Annotated in this window: 20 protein-coding genes; 13 read left to right on the forward strand and 7 right to left on the reverse strand. The window is 61.3% G+C overall.

Annotation, left to right across the window (positions count from 1 at the left end):
• From EYV96_RS08205 to EYV96_RS08240, 8 genes are all read left to right on the forward strand, one after another.
• Positions 1–645 (forward strand): acetyltransferase, encoded by a 645-nt coding sequence (locus tag EYV96_RS08205; protein ID WP_131150939.1) that lies wholly within the window; start codon positions 1–3, stop codon positions 643–645.
• Positions 646–655: 10 nt separating this feature from the next.
• On the forward strand, positions 656–1,864 hold the full coding sequence (locus tag EYV96_RS08210; protein WP_131150940.1) for a TDP-N-acetylfucosamine:lipid II N-acetylfucosaminyltransferase family protein: 1,209 nt from the start codon (positions 656–658) through the stop codon (positions 1,862–1,864).
• 149 nt (positions 1,865–2,013) lie between these two features.
• The gene (locus EYV96_RS08215; RefSeq protein WP_131150941.1) at positions 2,014–2,691 is read left to right on the forward strand and encodes a class I SAM-dependent methyltransferase; all 678 of its coding nucleotides are present in this window, start codon (positions 2,014–2,016) and stop codon (positions 2,689–2,691) included.
• On the forward strand, positions 2,688–4,133 hold the full coding sequence (locus tag EYV96_RS08220; RefSeq protein ID WP_131150942.1) for an MOP flippase family protein: 1,446 nt from the start codon (positions 2,688–2,690) through the stop codon (positions 4,131–4,133). Before EYV96_RS08215 ends, EYV96_RS08220 begins: the two co-directional genes overlap by 4 nt.
• 12 nt (positions 4,134–4,145) lie before the next feature.
• Complete coding sequence (locus EYV96_RS08225; protein WP_131150943.1) at positions 4,146–5,138, forward strand: glycosyltransferase family 2 protein; 993 nt, start codon at positions 4,146–4,148, stop codon at positions 5,136–5,138.
• Positions 5,139–5,147: 9 nt separating this feature from the next.
• Entirely contained in the window at positions 5,148–6,080 is a 933-nt protein-coding gene (locus tag EYV96_RS08230) for a glycosyltransferase family 2 protein (RefSeq protein ID WP_131150944.1), read from the forward strand.
• Positions 6,081–6,090: 10 nt separating this feature from the next.
• Positions 6,091–7,200 carry a UDP-galactopyranose mutase gene (gene glf, locus EYV96_RS08235; protein ID WP_131150945.1) on the forward strand — a complete coding sequence of 370 codons (1,110 nt, stop codon included), beginning with the start codon at positions 6,091–6,093 and terminating at the stop codon, positions 7,198–7,200.
• A gap of 36 nt (positions 7,201–7,236) precedes the next feature.
• A complete protein-coding gene (locus EYV96_RS08240; RefSeq protein ID WP_240732375.1) occupies positions 7,237–8,313 on the forward strand; it encodes a glycosyltransferase family 4 protein in 1,077 nt (358 codons plus the stop codon).
• On the opposite strand, the gene EYV96_RS08245 is transcribed toward EYV96_RS08240, so the two are convergent.
• The 3 genes from EYV96_RS08245 to EYV96_RS08255 are packed head-to-tail and all read right to left on the reverse strand — an operon-like array spanning position 8,256 to position 10,624.
• Positions 8,256–8,558, reverse strand: coding sequence for a class I SAM-dependent methyltransferase (locus EYV96_RS08245; RefSeq protein ID WP_131150947.1), 303 nt, complete (start codon positions 8,556–8,558; stop codon positions 8,256–8,258). The genes EYV96_RS08240 and EYV96_RS08245 overlap by 58 nt on opposite strands.
• A 13-nt stretch (positions 8,559–8,571) precedes the next feature.
• Positions 8,572–9,777: a glycosyltransferase gene (locus EYV96_RS08250; RefSeq protein WP_131150948.1), complete on the reverse strand. Its 1,206-nt coding sequence runs from the start codon at positions 9,775–9,777 to the stop codon at positions 8,572–8,574.
• Complete coding sequence (locus tag EYV96_RS08255; protein ID WP_131150949.1) at positions 9,770–10,624, reverse strand: glycosyltransferase family 2 protein; 855 nt, start codon at positions 10,622–10,624, stop codon at positions 9,770–9,772. Before EYV96_RS08255 ends, EYV96_RS08250 begins: the two co-directional genes overlap by 8 nt.
• Positions 10,625–10,891: 267 nt before the next feature.
• Between EYV96_RS08255 and pilB the strand changes: the two genes are divergently transcribed.
• The 4 genes from pilB (at position 10,892) to coaE (ending at position 15,586) form a co-directional block, all read left to right on the forward strand.
• The gene (gene pilB, locus EYV96_RS08260) at positions 10,892–12,616 is read left to right on the forward strand and encodes a type IV-A pilus assembly ATPase PilB (RefSeq protein ID WP_131150950.1); all 1,725 of its coding nucleotides are present in this window, start codon (positions 10,892–10,894) and stop codon (positions 12,614–12,616) included.
• 147 nt (positions 12,617–12,763) lie between these two features.
• Positions 12,764–14,032, forward strand: coding sequence for a type II secretion system F family protein (locus EYV96_RS08265; RefSeq protein ID WP_131150951.1), 1,269 nt, complete (start codon positions 12,764–12,766; stop codon positions 14,030–14,032).
• Between the two features lie 67 nt (positions 14,033–14,099).
• On the forward strand, positions 14,100–14,957 hold the full coding sequence (locus tag EYV96_RS08270; protein ID WP_131150952.1) for a prepilin peptidase: 858 nt from the start codon (positions 14,100–14,102) through the stop codon (positions 14,955–14,957).
• Positions 14,957–15,586: a dephospho-CoA kinase gene (gene coaE, locus EYV96_RS08275; protein WP_131150953.1), complete on the forward strand. Its 630-nt coding sequence runs from the start codon at positions 14,957–14,959 to the stop codon at positions 15,584–15,586. Before EYV96_RS08270 ends, coaE begins: the two co-directional genes overlap by 1 nt.
• Here the strand turns inward: coaE and EYV96_RS08280 are convergent.
• From EYV96_RS08280 to lgt, 4 genes are all read right to left on the reverse strand, one after another.
• Positions 15,575–16,549: a Nudix family hydrolase gene (locus EYV96_RS08280; protein ID WP_240732376.1), complete on the reverse strand. Its 975-nt coding sequence runs from the start codon at positions 16,547–16,549 to the stop codon at positions 15,575–15,577. The two genes, coaE and EYV96_RS08280, sit on opposite strands and share 12 nt — an antisense overlap.
• A complete protein-coding gene (locus tag EYV96_RS08285; protein ID WP_131150954.1) occupies positions 16,546–17,034 on the reverse strand; it encodes a dihydrofolate reductase in 489 nt (162 codons plus the stop codon). The genes EYV96_RS08280 and EYV96_RS08285 overlap by 4 nt, the downstream gene beginning before the upstream one ends.
• A gap of 316 nt (positions 17,035–17,350) precedes the next feature.
• Positions 17,351–18,145: a thymidylate synthase gene (locus EYV96_RS08290; protein ID WP_131150955.1), complete on the reverse strand. Its 795-nt coding sequence runs from the start codon at positions 18,143–18,145 to the stop codon at positions 17,351–17,353.
• 3 nt (positions 18,146–18,148) lie between these two features.
• The gene (gene lgt, locus EYV96_RS08295; RefSeq protein WP_131150956.1) at positions 18,149–18,979 is read right to left on the reverse strand and encodes a prolipoprotein diacylglyceryl transferase; all 831 of its coding nucleotides are present in this window, start codon (positions 18,977–18,979) and stop codon (positions 18,149–18,151) included.
• A gap of 232 nt (positions 18,980–19,211) precedes the next feature.
• Here lgt and EYV96_RS08300 point away from each other — a divergent pair, with 232 nt between their 5' ends.
• Positions 19,212–21,188, forward strand: a complete 1,977-nt coding sequence (locus EYV96_RS08300; RefSeq protein WP_131150957.1) for an alpha/beta hydrolase family protein — start codon at positions 19,212–19,214, stop codon at positions 21,186–21,188.
• The last annotated feature ends 223 nt before the right edge of the window (positions 21,189–21,411 follow it).

Raw genomic sequence — 21,411 nt, forward strand, 5'->3', positions numbered from 1 at the left:
ATGCAGAAGGTGAATGCTCTCTACATATTCGGTGCGGGAGGGGCTGGCCGAGAAATACTCTGGCTCGCGCGACAGACTCTCTCTTCAGACGTCAAAATGACATTCGTGGTCGACAAGCCCGAATTTCTAACTTCCGACATCAATGGCGTCCCCGTCGTTCTGCTATCAACCATTGCAACCGAAGCGTCGGCCGCGTACGCCATTTCAGTGGGGAGCCCCACCTTGAGAGAGCTTGCATGCCATCGCCTTGAAACGCTGGGATTGCAGCCCATGACTCTATTGCACCCCAGGGCCGAGGTTTCGGATTCCTCCCACATCGAGGACGGTTGCCTGATCTGCGCATCCACCGTCGTTTCCGTCAATACACGCATTGCCAGGCACGTGTACATAAACGTCGGAACAACGATCAGTCACGACGTCTGCATCGGCGAATTTTCCACTCTTTGCCCCGGCGTTACGGTCTGCGGAAATGTTCATATTGGGAATGGGGCGTTCATCGGCGCAGGCGCCACGATTATCAATGGCACTCCCAGCGAACCCTTGGTCATTGGTGACAAAGCGACTGTCGCCGCAGGGGCATGCGTTACCAAATCCGTCCCTTCGGGCGCGGTGTTCGGCGGCGTGCCCGCTGTTCGATTGAAATAGGCAATGACGCATGGCAACGCTCGCTCACCTGTTCATTGACGAGAAGTTCATAGACTCAGCACACGACTCCTTTGAAGCGGTTGCGCCAGGGGATAGCCGCTACTTTCTTCTCGACCCACCCACAACCTTGAAGTACATACGGGGATTTGAGCCCGAGCGCGTATCAATTTCCACGATGCTCGGCTCGAACTTTCTCTCCAGTCTGGCGACGTTTGACGTCGTGTTCATTCATGCACTCACCGACCATGCGAGGGCAGTGGTTGCGAAGGCACCGGAATCCGTCAACTTTTGCTGGATCGGATGGGGATTCGACTACTACGAACTTATCTCCAAGCGCGGCGATCGCATCCTCCCCCTGACGGCCGCCGCGGTTGCCAATGCAACGCAATCGCCTGAGTCGACCAACCTGGATCGAGTTCACTTCAACGCGAGGATCAAGAGGGCATTTGCGCGCCTGTCATCTTTAAAGTCCAGGCTCAAGCTGGACAAAGTGCTGTCGCAAGTGGGGCCTGGCCGATCGGTTGAAGTATCCATGTTGAACAAGATCCATCACTTTGCACCCGTCTTGCCTGAGGAAGGCACGTCAATCCTGCACAGAGGCGACCTGCACTTCTCGCTGCGTGACTGGAATTACGGCGTGCACGAAACCATTGCCTCGTTTCCCACCAGACAAACGAATCAAGGCACCAACGCAATTATTGTTGGAAACAGTGCCACGCCGGAGTCAAATCACTTCGACGCGTTCGCCCATCTTTCAGACTTGCAGTTCGACGGTGTCGTGGTGTGCCCCCTGAGCTATGGTTCCGCTCAATACGCAAATCTGGTCGTACAGGAGGGGGAGCGCCGATTTGCCGGTCGCTTCAAGCCACTCTTGAGTTTCATGGACATTTCTACCTATCAAAGCGTTATGTCTAACGCCAGATTCCTGTACATGAATCAGCGCCGCCAACAAGGCTTGGGGAATATTCTCATGGCGCTTTATGCAGGAACTACGGTGGTCCTTCGCGAAGAAAATCCACTCTTTTGTTCGCTGGGAAACCTTGACCTTCCCGTTGTGTCTGTCACCGATTTTGACCCCGCTTCGCCACCACCTCAATGCGACTTGAATTCGGTTCGAAAAATAGTCAGTGATCATTTTGGCCGGCAGAACCAGCTCAGGCGCACCAGAGCTTTGATTGATGCCTGTATCACGAGCCGCCCTACCCTAAGTCAAGCCTGACCCATGCCGCGCATAGGAGATAGCGCGCTCACTTCAACACTTTCCTTATGGGACCTGATCAGTTTGATCTTCTAGACCTCGACGCTTCCGAACCTCGAATGTCTCCGAAGCATTTGATCTATGGCTGACCTTTGTGACAAATAGAATTCATGTATCCAGAGCGACGCACGACTCACAACTGGCTAATCAAGAAGCGGATCAATGACTTGATCGCCGCAACCCTTCCTAGTGTGCGCGGCGTAGTCCTAGATCTTGGATGCGGCCCCAAACCATTTGGAGAGGATTTCCTGTCGGTTGCTGACCATTACTATGGCATCGACTGGGCAAACTCACTTCACGAGTTCAGAGGCGATGTTCTTGCCGATCTGAATCGCCCGTTGCCGATAGCCAGTGAATCCATCGACAACGTCGTGTCGCTTGAAGTCATTGAGCACCTCAAAGAGCCTCAAGTCATGATGCGGGAGGCAGAACGAATCCTGAAACGTGGTGGGCAATTCATAGTCTCCGCACCCTTCCAATGGTGGGTGCACGAGGCGCCTTGGGACTACCAGCGTTTCACGCGCTATGGACTTGAGTACCAGCTTTCCAAGGCGGGATTCGTCGACATTAGCGTTCAGGCAACGACTGGCTTTTGGTCCATGTGGCTACTTAAGCTGAATTATCAGACGCTGCGCCTTGTACGAGGGCCTTTGCTCGTCCGCCGCATTGCGCGCAGCCTTCTAGTTCCTTTTTGGTGGCTTAACCAAATGGCAGGGAGGCTGCTTGATGCCATATCGCACGATGATCGTGAAACCGCCGGCTACTTTGCCACGGCTCGCAAACCATGAGCCTTCGTAAGACAGCGATCTCCGCCAGTCGCTGGACGGCAATCTCGGCCGTCATCCGTACGGCCCTTCAGCTCTTACAGACAGTCGCATTGGCGCGCCTGCTTCACCCCTCCGACTTCGGTCTGATGGCGCTTGTAGGTGCAATGCTCGCGATCGCGACCCTGTTTTCAGACTTCGGAGTGAGCCGCGCACTGATCCATTTTGAACACGTCTCGGAGCGGGCTAAAGGAAGTCTCTTTTGTTTCAACGTGACGCTTGGCGCGCTGCTGAGTATCTCGTTCGCGATGCTTGCCCCTGTGATGGCGCTGATCTACAGGCAGCCTGCGTTAACTCCGCTTCTCTTCGCCGTCAGCCCGATGTTCTTCGTGCTGTCATTGGGCCAACAACTCAATGTGCTTGCCGAGAAGTCACTGAATTTTGAAACACTGGCTTTCAATGAAATTGTTGCAACCACCTTTGGACTGGTGATCGCCATTGCTGTTGCGGTCGGTGGCGGCGGTGTTTATTCACTCGTGCTTGGCGCTCTGGCTACGGCAACAGCGGGCTCACTATTGGCCTGGCTCCGCCTTTCACATGGCAACGTGCCACGGCGAGTGTGGGATCTGAGAGAAGTCACCCCATTCCTTCGCTACGGCGGCTACCTGACGGCAGAAAACGTCGCCAACACTTTGCTTCGCCAATCCGACCTGTTCGTGGGTGGACTGGTTGCGACGCCATTGGCCCTGGGCACGTATTCCTTGCCGCGCGACCTGAGCATGAAGCTGTCGCTCGTAGTCAATCCAGTCATTACGCGAATTGGATTTCCCGTCATGGCGCGACTTCAATCCGACAAGAAGGCGCTTGCGGAGGTCTACCGACAGACGCTGATCATGACGGCGTCGATCAATTTTCCGGCCTATGTCGCCTTGGGACTTTTTGCGCAGGACATCATCTCTGTCCTTTACGGGAGCCAGTGGTCCGGCGCCGTGCCGTATCTCCAGCTACTCGCTGCCTGGGGAGCAGTACGATCCATTATCAATCCCACCGGTAGCCTCTTGTACGCGACCGGACGTGCGCGACGCGCTCTTTGGTGGAATTTGGTGATGCTTGCCGTTGTTCCGCCATTGCTGTGGCTGGCCGCCAGTCACTATGGCCTGCAGGGTCTGGCGTGGACCCTGCTAATCATCCAGGTACTGCAGCTGGCGCCAAGCTGGCATTATCTTGTAAAACCCTCGTGCGGCCTGTCGTTGATGGCCAATTTTCTGGCGATTTCGGCGCCCATGCTTGGCGCGTTCGGGGCGGGCGTCCTGGCGTACTTCGCGCTGGATCATCTCCATGAATCCCTGCTTCGGTTAACGGTCGGCGGCATTGTTTTCGGACTGGGCTACCTCGCACTTAGTTTCCTCATCAATCGCACCTGGGTACGCACCGTGCTCGAGTTGCTCCACATCAAGCACTCCTAACCGGGCACTCGAATGCACCCTCCTCTGGTTAGCGTCGTCATACCTACGCACCGACGCGCGGAACTCCTTTCGCGCGCCATCCAAAGTTCGATCGATACGTACGGTGACGCGACTGAAGTCATTGTGGTTCCCAATGGCCCCGATTCGGATTGGCTTCGTGTCGCAGCCACTTACGAGGAGGACATCAGGGTTGTCTTTAGTCCGTTGGCTGAGGCTAATGGCAATGCCGCGCGCAACCACGGGCTGACCATGGCGCAAGGGAAGTATGTTCGCTTCCTGGACGATGATGATTTCCTGTTGCCCGCTGCCGCCGAGCAACTGAAGGCACTCGAGGATTCGCAAGCTGACATGTCGTCCGGTGTCGTTGCCTTGATCGACGAGTTGCAAAGACCCTTGGGCCACGCCGCTACCGCCGGCTCCACCGACTTCGTTTGCGCCAGTGTCAGACATTCCGGATTTCAATTGCCCGTGGGAAACCTGTTCCTGAGGTCGGCCCTGGGCAACGTCACGTGGGACCCTGCCGTTCGCCGCGGCCAGGACTACGCATGGATGGTTTCCCTGGCCATGCATCGGGAGTGGAAATGGGTTCACTTGAATCAACCCGTGGGTGTCTGGTTCCAACACAGCCAGGAACGAGTCTCGCCAACGTCGGCCATGCGCTCGCGCGACCGAAGCACGGTGGACTTGCTGATCGAACTCAGCGACCGGCTTGAGGCGACGGGGCGCATGGAGGGCGCTCGCAAGGAAGCCATAGCATCAGCCATCTGGCATTTCGTACACCGGGGTTTTCCTTACGCTCCGCTCCACTGGGCAGGCGTCGCCGGGGAGGCCAGGCGCCTCGAGCCTGGCTCCCGCCCCGCCGCGGCTCATTTTCACCTCCCCGTGGTTCGCCACATCCCTCCCCTTGTCATCGAATGGCTGCTGCTTCCGGCCAGGAGGGCGGTAACATTCTGGCGTGACTTGCGCCGTCGCCTGGTGGGCGACGACTACCGCCGAAAAATCTGAACAGCTGCCATGCCCGAAGACACTTCATCCAACATTGTCGCTGTTGTTGTGACGTTCAATCGTCGCGACTTGCTTGCGCGGTGTCTCGTTGCTCTGGAACGACAGACCCGCCCCCCTGATCACATCCTCGTGGTGGACAACGCCTCGACTGATGGGACCGGTGCGTGGCTTCTTGAGCGCGTGGGTAGCGCGACCGTGGCCATGACCGCAGTGACTCTCCCCTTCAATGGCGGAGGCGCAGGAGGATTCTCCGATGGGATGCGCCTGGGACTGGAACTCGGCGCGGATTGGCTCTGGATGATGGACGACGACGCAGAGCCTCATGACGATGCGCTCGCCGAGCTACTCGCCGTATCCCCAAGCCGGGAGCACCTGTATGGGTCCCTGGCAGTAGCGGGTGATCGATCCGCCTGGACCACGACCCTGCTGACGCCGGAACCCGTCGAGGTACGGGAAGCCAGGCTCGTCCCCGCCCTTGCCGAAACGCTTTCGCTGCCGTTCCTCGGCTTTCTCATTCATCGGGAGCTGGCCGGCCGCCTGGGCTTGCCAGATCGCGATTACTTCATTGCTGCTGACGACATCGAGTACTGCCTTCGTGCCCGCCGCGCGGGTGCGCGCATCTATATCGCGGGAAGGAGCAGGATCGAGCATCCAGCCTCGGTTGTTCGCAAGCTTCATGTTCTCGGCGTCTCTGTCGCGTTCCTGAGCATCCCCCCCTGGAAACGCTATTACGACACCCGCAACCGACTGTTGAATGCACGGCAATATGACCCCGTCGGGCTGATCACGCGAGCCCTTCCCGGCACCTTCGTCCGGCTGGTGGCGGCGCTTTGGAGCGAACCGAGAAAGTGGGCCCAACTTCGGGCCGTGGTTGCAGGCATGATTGACGGACTTCTGGGCAGGAAGGGCATTCGCCATTCCACCTGGCGTATCACTCCATAGCGCTGACCCGATGGCACCTTTCCTCAGTCAAGACACCACCCTCATCGTCGGCGCAGGCTTCGCCGGCAGCGTCGTCGCGCGCGAACTGGCCGAGGCTGGCCGCAAGGTTCATGTCATCGACAAGCGCCCGCACATTGCCGGCAATGCCTACGATGAAACCGACGCGCATGGCATTCTGATCCACCGCTACGGCCCGCATATCTTCCACACCAATGGCCAGCGGATCTTCGAGTACTTGTCCCGATTCACTGCATGGCGCCCTTACGAGCATCGCGTGCGTGGCGTCGTGGATGGCGTGCGCTATCCGTTCCCCATCAACAGGGACACGCTGAATCAGCTTTATGGCCTCGACCTCGATGAGGCTGGGGCGGAGGCCTATTACGAGCAGGTGCGCATTCCTGTCGAGGAAGTCCGTACGAGTGAAGATGTGGTGCTCAATTCCGTGGGGCGCGACCTTTACGAAAAGTTCTTCCTGAACTACACGCGCAAGCAGTGGGGCATGGATCCCTCCGAGCTGAAGGCAGGTGTCGCGGCGCGCATTCCGGTTCGCACCAACTCCGACGACCGCTACTTCACGGACACGTTCCAGGCCATGCCCGCAGATGGCTATACAGCCATGTTCCAAAACCTCCTTGACCACCCGAATATCACCGTGGAACTGGGTATCGATTACTTCGAAGTGCGCCAGAGCATGCAGCCGGCGCACACGGTGTATACGGGCCCGATCGACGCGTTCTTCGACTATCGGTTCGGTCACTTGCCCTACCGCTCACTCCGCTTCGAGCATGACCATTTGCCGGATGTGGATCAGTACCAGGAAACGGGCACGATCAACTACCCGAATGATCACGCCTTTACCCGCATCACCGAGTTCAAGCACCTCACGGGTCAGGTCCATGCGGGCACGTCCATCGTGCGCGAGTACCCCGAGGCAGCGGGCGACCCCTATTACCCGGTGCCCAGCACGGAGAACGAGGCGCTGTTCAAGCGCTATGAAGCGCTGACCAGGGAACGGACTGACGTTACCTTTGTCGGTCGACTGGCCCAGTACCGCTACTACAACATGGACCAGGTGGTGGGCGCTGCACTTGCCGCTGCCCGCACCATCCTTGGCGGCTGACCGATGCGCGTTGCGTTTCTCTGCAAACGGAAATACATGGGCAAGGACGTCATCCTGGATCGCTATGCCAGGTTGTACGAGATCCCGTTCCAGTTGGCACGCCTCGGGCATCAGGTGCGTGGCTACTGTCTAAGTTACCAGGGGCACGACGAAGGCAGCTGGGAACATGAGGCCGCGCCGGGCTCCCTGCACTGGCAATCCGCATCGCTTGGAAAATGGCATGTGCCGGGAGCGCTGGGTTATCCGTCGCGCATGCTGCGGGAGCTACGAGCATTTCAGCCGGATATCGTGATCGGCGCTTCAGACATTCCGCAGGTCGTGCTGGGAGGCTGGCTCGCGCGAAAGCTGGGGCGCCCCTATGTCGCCGACCTTTACGACAATTTTGAAGGTTTTGGCCAGGGCCGTATTCCGGGCTTTGTTTCCGCGTTGCGCCATGCCGTGCGCCATGCGCAACTGGTGTTGACGACCAGCGATTTGCTCGCCCAGCTGGTAACGCTTGAGTACCACGCCAAGGGCAAAGTCATCGCCATGCCAAGCTCGGTCGACCTGGACGTCTTCTGTGCCGGCGACCAGGCGACGGCACGCGATAGCCTTGGCCTGCCCAAAGATGTATCGCTCGTCGGAACGGCGGGCGGCCTCTACAAGGACAAAGGTATCGAAGTGCTGTACGCAGCGTGGAAGCTGCTCGCCGCGCGCCGCACCGATGTGCATCTCGTGCTTGCAGGCCCGACGGATCCTTCCCTGGCCTTGCCGCAAGGTGATCGCGTGCACTACCTCGGCGCGCTTCCGCACACGCGCGTCGCGGATGTCTTTCGTGCGCTCGACGTCGGCATCATGAGCGTCCTCGACACGCCCTTCGGCAAGTACTGCTTCCCGCAGAAAGCCTATGAGATGCTCGGGTGCAAGCTACCTCTCGCTGTCGCCGACGTGGGCGCCATGGCAGCGCTGTTTGCGGCCTACCCGTCGATGCGGTTCAAGGGCGGAGATGCGCAAAGCCTGGCCACGGTCGTTGCCCACCAGCTTGATCATCGCGAGCTGCCGGCCATCGACGTGCTTCAATGGTCGCAGCAGATCGCAGCCATCGAGCCGGAGCTTCGGAAGCTGATCGCCTGATGGATCAGCGCTTGACTGTCGATCACTCGGGCGCGATCACCATAAGGGGCAAAGTTCGCGCGAATCATCTCGCGACTGTCCTCACCCAGATCGTAGGCAATGCCGGTAAAGCCGCGATCGAGGAAGAGCTGCGACATGTGGCCGGTACCCGCTCCCATTTCGAGGAAAGCGCCTGGCGCCCATTCGCGCGTGGCATCGGCCACGGCACTTTCGCGCAGGACGAGCTTCGGTTGCTTCTTTCCCATGAGTCCTCGTCGCCTACCGTGAAGAGTCAACAGCGCCAAGCAAGCATCGCGCATAGCGCGCGGCAATCGTGTCCCAGTCCACCAGCGAAGTCGCCGTGCGCCTGATCAGGGCTGCTGATGCCGCAGCCTCCGCCGGTGCTGCCAAAACACCCAGCACGCCCTGTGCAATCGCTGCGGGGTTCCGTCCGTCGACACTGCAGCGATCAGCAAGATCGCCCAGCAGATCCCTCACGCCGGGCACATCGCCGACAACAACCGGGCAACCGCACCCCGCCGCTTCCATGAGGGCGACAGGCAGCCCCTCCTGATCACCGGAGGCATCGCGCACAAACGGCGCAACGAAGACACTCGCTCGTGCGTAGTAGGCGGGAAGTTCCTTCTGCGCGATGGCGCCCACGAAAACCACGCGGTCGCCAAGGCCAAGCGCTTGCACGCGCTGCCGCAAGGTGGCTTCTTCAGGCCCAAAGCCGACGATTTTCAGATGGACGCCGGGGCGCCTGGCGAGGATGGCCGGCATGGCATCGATCAGGTGAATGACGCCTTTCTTGCTGACGAGCCGCCCCACGAAAAGAAGTTCGTCAGTCGCCCGAACCACGTCTGGCTGCTCACGAAAGCGCTCAGCGAGATCGGCCCCCATGGGGATGACATCGATCGACGGCGGCTTCAGTCCCACGCGTGCGGCTTCCTCGGCCATGACCGAACTGACCACCGTCATAGCGGATGCCCGCGCCGCCACTTTACGTTTCAGCACCGTGGCGATGCGCCCCTTGAGCCCGAACAAATCCCCGCCATGCGAGGTGACGACGAAAGGAAGCCTGCCCCCGTACGCAGCAATCAAGCCCTGTGGCAGCAACCAGTGCGCATGCACCAGCCGGATTTTGGACTGGCGCATGATCCGGCGTGCCGCCCACCACTGCCCCATGATGAACGTCGCGAGCAGCAGAATTTTCCATCGCGAGCGCCGCAGGTTTGCGACGATGCCGCCATCGTTGACCAGTGTTTGCCACGCGCGGGGCGCATAGCGAAAGCGCACCACATGCACGCCATCGAGGTCGCCATGCGGATCCGCGCCCGGCGCGTCGGGGACCACGGCGGTCACGTCGAACCATCGCGTCAGCCGGCGACACAATTCATGCACGAAAGCCGGTTCCGGGTCGTCCTTCCAGCGCGGATAGGTCGACGCGAGCACGAGCAAGGCCGGCTTGGCGGCTTCACTCATCGCGACGATAAGTCAGGGCGGTGATCTGCTCGGAAATCAGGCCGATCAGGAACACGATGACCGCCGCGCTCCACATGAGCGTACTCATGTTGGTCAGTCGACCGTAATGGAAGTAGGTCCAGGCGTAATTGGCCAGGCCCAGCAAGAAGAAGATGGCGCTTGCCGGTGCGAACAGCTTCAACGGCGAGTAGAGCGTCGCGATCTTGAAGATGATGAGCAAGAAGCGGATGCCGTCACGAATCGGCTTGATATGGCTCTTGCCGATACGCTGCGCCGCCTTGATGGGGAGATAAGCCACCGGATAGGCGCTGCGGAAAAAGGCCATCGTACTGGTCGTGGGATAGCTGAAGCCGTTCGGCAGCAGGTGCAGGAACTCTCGAAATCGTCCGGCCCGTACCGCACGGAATCCGGACGTCAGATCCGCCACCTGGTGGCCAGTCATGCGCGTCGCCAGCCAGTTGTAGATGGTATTGGCCACGCCGCGACCGACGCCGGCCTGGCTGCCCCAGTCGCGGGCGCCGACGACCATGTCGAAGCCTTCGTCCAGCTTGCCCAGCAGCCGGGCGATATCCGCCGGATCATGCTGGCCGTCGCCGTCCATGAAGACAATCACTTCCCCGGAGGCCGCACGCGCCCCGCGCTTGATGGCCGCGCCATTGCCCATGGAATACGGGGACGACAGGCACAGGACGCCCGCACCGCTGCAAACGTCGCGGGTATCGTCGGTGGATCCGTCGTCCACCACGATGATTTCAGCCTCGGGCTGGGCGGCGCGCAGGCGCGGCAACAGGTCTTTCAGGGCGGCTGCCTCGTTCTTGGCAGGCAGGACAATGCTGAGACGGCTCAAAATAACTCCCCCGAGAGTGAGCGGCGATCATAACGCGGCCCGAAGCGACTGGGCTGTGGCGAAGTCGGCGGATTCCGGGGGATTTATCCACTTCCGGCCCGTCATGGCCGCTCCAAGTCCGCCAGCGCCGCCATCAGAACGGCGCTGCCGCCGGCCCTACCCCCAAACTGTGCAGAAAATCACCCGCTACTCCCCCATCCGCCGGGTGACCTGTCATCGCATCTGGGGTAAATTCCCTTCCAATCAGGGGGCTGGGCGAGCTTTTTTATGTCAACGCAAATGCAACCGTCGCTGGCTGGCCTGTCGGGCATGGCCCGACGACTGGTATCGGACGGGGTTCTGCCCGAGGCGGACGTCCGCAAGGCCGTCACCGATTCCACGCAGAACAAGACCTCGCTCATGGCCTGGCTGCTGGACAACAACCTGGTCGAGAGCGCGAAGCTCACCCAGGTGGCGTCGGCCGAGTTCGGCATGCCGGCTATGGATGTGTCCGCCATTCAGCCGGCCATGATGCCGCTGAACCTGATCAGTGAAGCGCTGATCAACAAGCACCATGCCCTGCCCCTGTTCCGTCGTGGTAAGCGTCTGTTCGTCGGTATTGCCGACCCCATGCAGTCGCATGCGCTGGACGAGATCAAGTTCCACTCCAATTGCATGGTGGAACCGATCCTGGTGGAGCGGGCCCAGCTGTATCGCATCATCGAATCGGCGTTGAGCTCGATGAGCAACAGCATGCCCGATCTCGGCGGCGGCGATCTTGACGACCTGGCTCTGGAAGCCGGCGACGATGACGGCGGCGAGACCACCGGCATCGATGCCACCGCCAATGACGACGCACCGGTGGTGAAGTTCGTCAACAAGATCCTGGTCGACGCGATCAAGCGCGGCGCCTCGGACATCCATTTCGAACCCTTCGAAACGCAGTACCGCGTGCGCCTTCGCATGGACGGCATGCTGCGTGCGGTGGCCAGCCCGCCGATGAAGCTGGCTTCGCGCATCTCATCGCGCCTTAAGGTGATGTCCGGCCTGGATATCGCCGAACGCCGCGTGCCGCAGGACGGCCGTATCAAGCTCAACCTGTCCAAGAGCCGCGCCGTCGACTTCCGCGTCAGCACGCTCCCGACGCTGTTCGGCGAAAAGATCGTGCTGCGTATCCTGGACGGCTCGTCGGCCAAGCTGGGCATCGACAAGCTCGGTTACGAGGAAGTCCAGAAGAACCTGTACCTGGATGCCATCCACAAGCCCTACGGCATGGTGCTGGTGACCGGCCCCACCGGCTCCGGTAAGACAGTGTCGCTGTACACGGCGCTGAACATCCTCAATACCAACGAACGCAACATTTCGACGGTCGAAGACCCGGTCGAAATCCGCGTGGAAGGCATCAACCAGGTCCAGCAGAACACCAAGCGCGGCATGACCTTCGCGGCAGCCCTTCGCTCCTTCCTGCGTCAGGATCCGGACGTGATCATGGTCGGCGAAATCCGCGACCTCGAAACCGCCGAAATCGCCATCAAGGCGGCGCAGACCGGCCACATGGTGCTGTCCACCCTGCATACCAACGACGCGCCACAGACGATCTCTCGTCTGATGAACATGGGCATCGCGCCGTACAACATCACCTCGTCAGTGACGCTGGTCATTGCCCAGCGCCTGGCGCGCCGATTGCACGAGTGCAAGAAGCCCATGGACCTGCCGGCGCAGACGCTGCTCCAGGCGGGCTTCACGCAAGAAGAAATCGACGCGGGCCTGACGGTTTACGAGGCCGTGGGCTGCGATAGCTGCAACGAGGGCTACAAGGGCCGCGTGGGCATCTACCAGGTGATGCCCATGCTCGAAGACATCCAGAAGATCGTGCTGCAGGGCGGCAACGCGCTGCAAATCGCCGAGGTGGCGAAGAAGGCTGGCGTCAACGACCTTCGCGCATCAGCGCTGCTGAAGGTCAAGAACGGCGTGACCAGCCTTGCCGAGATCGACCGCGTCACCAAGGACTAAGAGCCACCGACCCGCCGGAACGGGACGCAGCAGGCAGCCGAGTTGCGTTCCCGGGCACGGAATAGGTCAGGTTTTTGACGTAAGCTGCACCAAATGAGCGGGCCGGCGCACTTTGCGACCTGGCCGCCGGGGAAGGGGGAATTCCGTATGGCCACTGTTTCGGCACTCAAACAGGACGCGCGCCAGCGCGGGGCCGCTCGTGCCACCGTCAGCCAGTTGACCATGTACGACTGGGTCGCCCTGGACAAACGCGGCAAGCGCATGAAGGGCGAAATGCCGGCGAAGAACGCTTCGCTGGTCAAGGCCGAGCTCCGTCGCCAGGGCATGAACCCCCAGACGGTCCGCGAGCGTGCCAAACCCTTGTTTGGCGCCAGCGGCAGTTCGGTCTCCGCGCGCGACGTGGCGATCTTCAGCCGCCAGATCGCGACCATGATGGCCTCGGGCGTGCCCATGGTGCAGGCCTTCGAGATCATCGCCGACGGCCAGAAGAACGTTCGCTTCAAGAACATGCTGGTGGACGTCAAGCAAACCATCGAGGGCGGTGCCGCCCTGCATGAGGCGCTCGGCAAGTATCCCGTGCAGTTCGACGAGCTTTACCGCAACCTGGTCCATGCGGGCGAATCCGCCGGTGTGCTCGACACGGTGCTTGACACGGTGGCGACCTACAAAGAGCGCATGGAGGCCATCAAGAGCAAGATCAAGAAGGCCTTGTTCTATCCCGTGATGGTGCTGGCCGTCGCCTTGCTGGTCAGCATGATCCTGCTGTTGTTCGTGGTGCCGGTGTTCGAAACCACCTTCCGCGATGCGGGCGCCGAGCTTCCCGCCCCGACGCAGTTCGTGATCAGCGCTTCGCAGTTCATGCAGCACAACTGGTACATCGTGATTGGCCTGATCGTAGGCAGCATTGTGGCCGTGGTGATGGCCAAGAAACGCTCCCAGAAGTTCGCGCACTTCATGGATCGCGTGATGCTGAAGTTGCCGGTCATGGGCAACATCCTGCGCCAGTCGGCCATCGCCCGCTTTGCCCGCACCCTGGGCGTGACCTTCCGCGCGGGTGTGCCGCTGGTCGAAGCCATGGAGGCGGTGGCTGGCGCGACCGGCAGCATTGTTTACGGCGACGCGATTCGTCAGATGCGCGACGACGTAGCCGTCGGCCACCAGCTGCAGCTGGCCATGCGCCAGACCGGTCTGTTCCCGAACATGGTCGTGCAGATGACGGCCATCGGTGAAGAGTCCGGCGCGCTGGACAACATGCTCTTCAAAGTGGCCGAGTTCTATGAGGAAGAGGTGAGCAACCAGGTGGACACGCTGTCCACCCTGCTCGAGCCGATGATCATGGTGATCCTGGGCGTGCTCGTGGGCGGCATGGTGATCTCGCTTTACCTGCCTATCTTCAAGCTCGCCGGCACGGTGTAATCTCCATTCAGTCCAGGCCCCTCTCCCGCTGGGAGGGGGGCCTTTTTTATAGCCAACGAGCCAACGCATGCCTGAGCTTTCACCCTGGGCCTGGATTTCCATCGCAGCCGTACTCGGCCTGCTGGTCGGCAGCTTCCTCAATGTGGTGATCCTGCGTGTACCGGCGCGGATGGAAGCCCAGTGGCGCCAGCAGGCGCGTGAGGTTTTGTCGCTCCCGGAAGAGGAGAACGCGCTGCCGCCGGGCATCGTGCGCGAACCGTCGCACTGCCCGAACTGCAAGCATCCGCTGGCGGCGCGAGACAATATTCCGCTGCTTGGCTGGCTGCTCCTGCGGGGGCGCTGCCGGTACTGCAAAGAACCGATCTCGATCCAGTACCCGCTGGTCGAGCTGTTGAGCGGCATCCTGAGCGCCATCGTCGTATGGAAGTTCGGCCCGACCTGGGCGGCCGCGGCCGGCCTGGCGCTGACCTGGACGCTGATCGCGCTGTCCGGCATCGACTTCCGCACCCAGTATCTGCCCGACCAGCTCACCCTGCCCCTTCTGTGGCTGGGCCTGCTGCTCAGCCTGATCGGCATGTTCGTCCAGCCAGGCCCCGCCATCATCGGCGCTGCGGCCGGCTATCTGAGTCTCTGGAGCGTCTACTGGCTGTTCAAGCTCACCACCGGCAAGGAGGGCATGGGCTTCGGCGATTTCAAGTTGCTGGCCGCGCTCGGCGCCTGGATGGGCCCCACGTCGCTCTTGCCCATCGTGCTTCTTTCTTCGCTGGTCGGCGCTGTGATGGGCGGCACCCTGATCGCCCTGCGCAAGCATGATCGGGAAGTCCCCATGCCCTTTGGACCGTTCATCGCCATGGCTGGCTGGATCTGGTTCATCGCGGGAAATGAGCTGATGCAGGCCTACATGCATCTCACCGGCATGCGCTGATGTCGATGCGCTCGCCCTATGTCGTCGCACTCACGGGAGGCATTGCCTCCGGCAAGAGCGCGGTGACGCGGCGGTTCGAGGCGCACGGCATTGGCGTTTACGACGCCGATGTAGCGGCGCGCGAGGTGGTCAAACCCGGTAGCGAAGGACTTGCCGAGATCGTCCGCCATTTCGGCCCCGCCGTGCTCGATGCCTCCGGCGCCCTCGATCGCGCAAGCATGCGCCAGCGCGTGTTTGGCGACGACGACGCCCGCAAGGCGCTGGAAGCCATCACCCACCCGCGTGTCCGGCAGTGGTTGCGCCAGCACGTGGAAGCCGATCGCGGGCCGTACTGCATGCTGGCCATCCCGCTCCTGGTGGAAAACTGGGACCACTATCGCTGGGTTGACCGGGTACTGGTTGTCGATGCACCGGTGGCTGATCAGCTCGAACGCCTGATGAAACGCGACAACATCGATGCGGCGCTCGCGCAGCGCATGATCGAGCGGCAAGCAGCGCGCGAGCATCGGCTTGCGCACGCTCACGACGTCATCGAAAACGCCGGCGACGAATCAGAACTGGATGACAGGGTCGAACGATTGCACCGCAGGTACCTGGCGCTCGCAGACTCGCATCGCTCAGGCGGCTGAATGCCAGAAGCCGCGGATGCCGGCCACGCCCTGCGCCCCCAGCGAACGCGCCTGGTTGACGTGGTCAAGGCGCATCCCGCCGAGCGCATAGACCGGAAGTGCCGCGCCTTCCAGCCATTGCTGGAACCGATCCCAGCCCAGGGCGGCGCTACCGGGATGGGACGGCGTGGATGCCACGGGGGAAAGCGTCGCGAAATCGGCGCCGATCGCCGTGGCATGCGCCAGCTCGTCGGCATCGTGGCAACTCGCCGCCACCAGTTGCCCCCAAGGCAACGGTCGTTCATTGACCACCCTCGCCAGACGCGCGGGCAGATGCACTCCCACGCCATCACCCAGGGCGAGCGCGCCCTCGATATCGCCATTCAACAGCACGTGTGCACGATGCAGGCGAACATCCGGCAGCACGGCAGCCGCCAGGGCGCGCACTTGCCCGGGTAACCACCGCGGCAGTCTCAACTGAATCATCCGTTCGCCGCGTTCAAGCGCGGTTCGCACCAGATGCCCGACGAAATCGGCATCGACCGGTTCGATATCGGCGGGCGTAATGGCATAGGTCGCAGGCAGTCGAAGCGCCTGAAGGATGGCGCGGTCGGCGGGCGCCAGGTCGGCGATGTCGACGCTCCACGGATCGGACCAGCGCAGCGCCTGCCCATCCAGCGACGCCGGCTCGTTGGCCCAGGCCCGTACGATCCAGGCATCCAGCAACAGGGACTTGTCGTCGTACTGCCAGGGCACCCGTATCAGTGGTTCGGCACCCTGCAGCAGGATGCCCAGTTCTTCGTGCAGCTCCCGCGCCAGGGCCGCCAGCGGCGCTTCACCGGGCTCACGCTTACCGCCGGGAAACTCCCAGGCACCCGCCAGGTGCTTGCCCGGCGGCCGTTGCGCCAGCAAGACCTTGCCGGCGCCATCGACCATGACCCCGGCCAGCACATGGATGGCCGGGTGGGTGCGATCCAGGCTCACGTGTTGCGGATGTATTCGACCATGTCGAAGTCATAGGCGTGATCGGCATCCTTCTTGTGATGCACGCGCGACACTTCGGTCCAGTCGCTGAAATGCACGCCGGGGAAGAAGGTATCGGCGCCGTCCACAGCCGCATTCACCCAGGTCAGGTAAAGGCGGCGCGCCTTGGGCAACGCGTCGGCATAGACCTCGCCACCGCCAATCACCATCAGGCCGGTGCCACCGGCACGCGCCTGGCCTTCTTCGATGGAACGCACGGTGATCTGGCCGGGAAAAGGCGCTTCGTGCTTGCGGCTCAGCACAAGGTTGGTACGGCCCGGCAAGGCTTTGCCCACTGACACTGCCGTGTTGTAGCCCATCAGCACGTACTTGCCGAGCGTCAGCTCCTTGAACCATCGCAAGTCATCGGGCAGATGCCAGGGCAGCTGGCCCTTGCGACCAATGGCGAAGTTCTCATCGAGCGCGGCAATCAACGAAATGGCCATGGATTCTCCAAAAGCGTTAGGCGTTGGCAGCTGGGAGGCATCGCGGCCTGTGGGGACCAGCCACCACGCTGTCGCACGATACTACTGGACTCGTGCCATGACGATTATTTTTATCTTCATGTCAGCCGGGGCCGGTGGGAGCTTGCACAAGTCGTACCGATGGCCGGGCACGTGCCTGCGTTCCCGTGGTTTTTCGGCCAACGCTTGCGGTCGCTGGCCGGTTTAACCCTGTACCAGAGCCTCATGCAGCTACTTGGCGACCGCCTGGCGCCAGGGACGCGCCCGCAAAAAAAAGCGGCCCTGGGGCCGCTTCATCTCAAACCGCGACGGGCGCCTTGATGGCCGGGTACGGCGCATAGTCGAGGATGCTGACATCCTCGAAGCGAAAGTCCCCCAGGGATGCCACGTCGGGATTCAAATGCAGCTTCGGCAGCGGACGCGGTTCCCGCGTCAGCTGCAGCATGGCCTGCTCAACATGGTTGCTGTACAGGTGCGCATCGCCCAGCGTATGCACGAAGTCACCCACGCCCAGACCACACACCTGCGCCACCATGTGCGTCAGCAAGGCATAACTGGCAATGTTGAACGGCACGCCCAGGAAGATATCGCCCGACCGCTGGTAAAGCTGGCAGCTGAGTTTCCCGTCAGCGACGTAGAACTGGAACATGGTGTGGCACGGCATCAGTGCCATGCGTGGCAACTCGCCGACATTCCAGGCACTGACGATCAGGCGCCGCGAATCCGGATTGCGACGGATCTCCTCCACCACCCAGCGGATCTGATCCACCACGCGCCCGTCAGCGGTACGCCACGCGCGCCACTGCTCGCCATACACCGGCCCCAGGTTACCGTCGGCATCGGCCCATTCGTCCCAGATGCTGACGCCGTTCTCCTTCAGGTAGGCGATGTTGGTGTCGCCCCGAAGAAACCAGATCAGTTCATGGATGATCGACCGCAGATGCAGCTTTTTCGTTGTGACCAACGGAAAGCCTTCATTGAGGTCGAAACGCATCTGCCAGCCGAACACGCTGCGCGTGCCGGTGCCCGTGCGATCGGCCTTCACCGTGCCCTTTTCCAGGACGTGACGCAGCAGGTCGAGATAGGCACGCATGGCTTACTCCTTGCCGGGAAGGCTCACGGAATAGGTACGCAACGTCGGCGCCTTGCGCGACATGGCCAGCAACACCAGGCCCACCAGGATCAACGGCAACGAAAGGATCTGACCCATCGTCAGCCAGCCGAACGCCAGGTAGCCCAACTGCGGATCCGGCAGGCGCACGAACTCCACGCCAAAGCGGAAGCAACCGTACATCAGCGCGAACAGGCCGGAAATGAAGTAGCGCGGGCGCGGCTTCATCGACACCACCCACAGCACGGTGAACATCACGACACCCTCGAGCAGCATTTCATAGAGCTGGGAGGGATGACGCGGAAGGCGATCCGGTGCGTCGGGAAAGATCATCGCCCACGGCACGCTACTGGGCTTGCCCCAAAGCTCGCCATTGATGAAGTTGCCCAGGCGGCCAAGGCCCAGGCCGATCGGAATCAGCGGCGCGATGAAATCCACGGTGTCGAAAAAATGCACCTGCTGGCGACGCGACCACCACGCGATCGCCGCCAACACGCCCAGCAGCCCGCCATGGAAGCTCATGCCACCGTCCCAGACGCGGAACAGCGCCAGCGGGTTGGTCCAGATCCAGTTGATGTCCGTGTAGAACAGCATGTAACCGACGCGACCGCCGACGATCACGCCCATCATCACGTAGAAGCACAGGTCGCCCAGTGCATCGCGAGTGACCGGCAACCGGCCCTGGCGACGGCGCAGCTCAGCCAGCAGCCAGCCGCCAAGAAAGCCACCGAGGTACATCAGGCCATACCAGTGGACCTGGATGGGACCAAGGCTGAAGGCCACCTTGGGAATATCGACGATAAAGGGCGCGAGCATGGGCAAGCTTATGGCGATAAAGGCACAGTGTAGCCGGCCCGGGCCGCCATGACCGCCCCTTCCGCATCGCGGTGCATCATGGCTACACTCGTCCGTGGATGGCGCGTCAAAGCCGGGGAGCGGCGACGCAGGAAGGCCAGGTTTTTACCCCAAGAAGCGCCCTCACCATCCGCCAGCCGCGATGCCCCGCCGGCCTGGCTATCGCAATGGGGCACGCTTCAGGGGAAAACTCATGTCGTATCGTCTGGTGCGGACCGTGCTGTCCGCGGCCTGTCTGTTGTTGCCTGCCGTCGCTGCCGCTGGCGACTTGATTCCGACTGTCGATTTTGCGCGGCACGGCGAGGTGTTCAATCCCAGCCTTTCGCCCACCGGCCAGTACATCGCGGCCCGCGTCGACAGTGACCAGGGCAAGAGCCACGCGCTGTATATCTACAAGGTCAGCGACATGAGCCAGCCGATCAGCGTCATCCGGCTGCCGCGTTACGAGCTTCCCTATGGCATTCGATGGGTTAGCGATACGCGACTGATCGTCGAAAAGGGGAAGCAGCTCGGCGCCCTGGACAAGGCTTACTCGACTGGCGAGATCCTGGCCACGGATGTTGATGGCAAGCACCAGGACTATCTGTACGGCCCGGAGGCCGGAAAGTACGGCACGCGAGCTACCACGCGCGGCAACGACTGGGGCTGGGGATTCATCGACGGCATGCCGATTCGGTCAAACGGCCATTTCTACATGCGCGCCCATGAGTGGGGAAACGACAGCACTTCGTCCCTCTATGACGTCAATGCAACCAATAGCGTCCGCACGTTGGTCGGCGACATCAGCGTATTCGGGCTCGATTTCATCCAGAACAATGAAGGCAAGGTCCGTTTCTCGTTTGGTACAAACAACCAGTTCAAGTACGTCATCTATCGGCGCGACGGCAGCAACTGGACCAAGCTCGAAGAACCAGGCTGGCTTTGGCCGGTGGCCTACACGGCGGATGGCTCACGCTTCTATGCCCAATACAGTCGTGACGGTGGCCCCTATGACCTGATCGAGCAAGACGAAAGCGGCGCAAATCGCACGACGATTGCCAAAGCCGATTTCGGCGAGATTGGCGACTTCATGCTGACACCCATCACGCGCGAACCATTCGTTGCCTACGTGAGCACAGGCATTCCCAAACCGATTTACATCAAGCCTGACTCGGCACCCGCAAAACTGCATATGGCCCTGTCGAAGGCTTTCCCGGGCCAAAAGGTTTCGTTCCTCAATTACTCCGAGGACGGAAACATCCTGCTGTTCAGCGTGTTCAGCGACCGCAATCCCGGTGCGTTCTATCTCATCGACACACGCACCAATAAGGTCACCAAACTGTTTGCGACCCGGCCGTGGATCGATCCGGCGACGATGGCCGAACGCCGCCCGGTGCGCTTCAAGGCCAGCGATGGCCAGGAACTCGAAGCCTTCCTGACGATGCCCAAAGGTGCGGGCGAGACCAACTTGCCCATGGTGCTGCTGCCGCACGGCGGACCGGAGTCATCGGATGACTGGTCGTTCGATTCCGATGCCCAGTTCCTCGCCAGCCGGGGTTACCTCGTCCTGCAGGTCAACTACCGCAGCTCGACCGGTCGTGGCCCGAACTTCTCCCGCTCCGGCGACCTCAAGTGGGGCACCCGCGTCCAGGACGACATCATCGACGCGGTGAAATGGACGATCGAGCAGCAGTACGCCGACGCGAAACGCATCTGCGTCTACGGCTGGAGTTTCGGTGGCTATTCGGCACTGATGGCCGTCGAGCGTGAGCCGGACATGTTCAAGTGCGCTGCCAGCGGCGGCGGCGTCTATGACTGGGCGAAGATCAAGAAGGACGAAGACCGCGAAAGGGGCAAGGGCGCCCGCAGTTACAACAAGACGACGCTGGGCGACGATATCGCCAAGCTGACCGACATGTCCCCGGTGACCCACGTCGACAAGATCAAGGTCCCGCTGCTGATCGTGCACGGCGAAGACGACCAGACCGTGCCCTTCTCCCAGGCCAAGATCCTGCGCTCCGCGCTGGACAAGGCAGGCAAGCAGTACGAGTGGTTCACCAAGGCCGGCGAAGGCCATGGCTTCTACGATGAAAAGAACCAGACCGAGTTCCTGGATAAGCTCGCCGGGTTCATCGAGAAGAACATCGGGCCGGGTGCCAGAGGCTCCGCTTCGCAGGTATCTCAGAACTGACGAGATCGGCATGAGAAGGGCGCTCCGGCGCCCTTCTCCCTTTTCTGAGCGATGATTCTCATGCCGTGCAAGCACTTAGCGGGATTAACCTTACATGACAGTAAGGTTGCGGCATCCTGCACATTGTTTTAACTTCGGACTTACATCGCCCGTTCCCCCACGACGCCGGCGATGCCGCGGCGCGCGAGTTTCCCCGACTGGGCGTGCCATTCCCGATACCCAG

Source organism: Dyella terrae (assembly GCF_004322705.1).
In the GTDB taxonomy this organism is placed as follows: domain Bacteria; phylum Pseudomonadota; class Gammaproteobacteria; order Xanthomonadales; family Rhodanobacteraceae; genus Dyella_D; species Dyella_D terrae.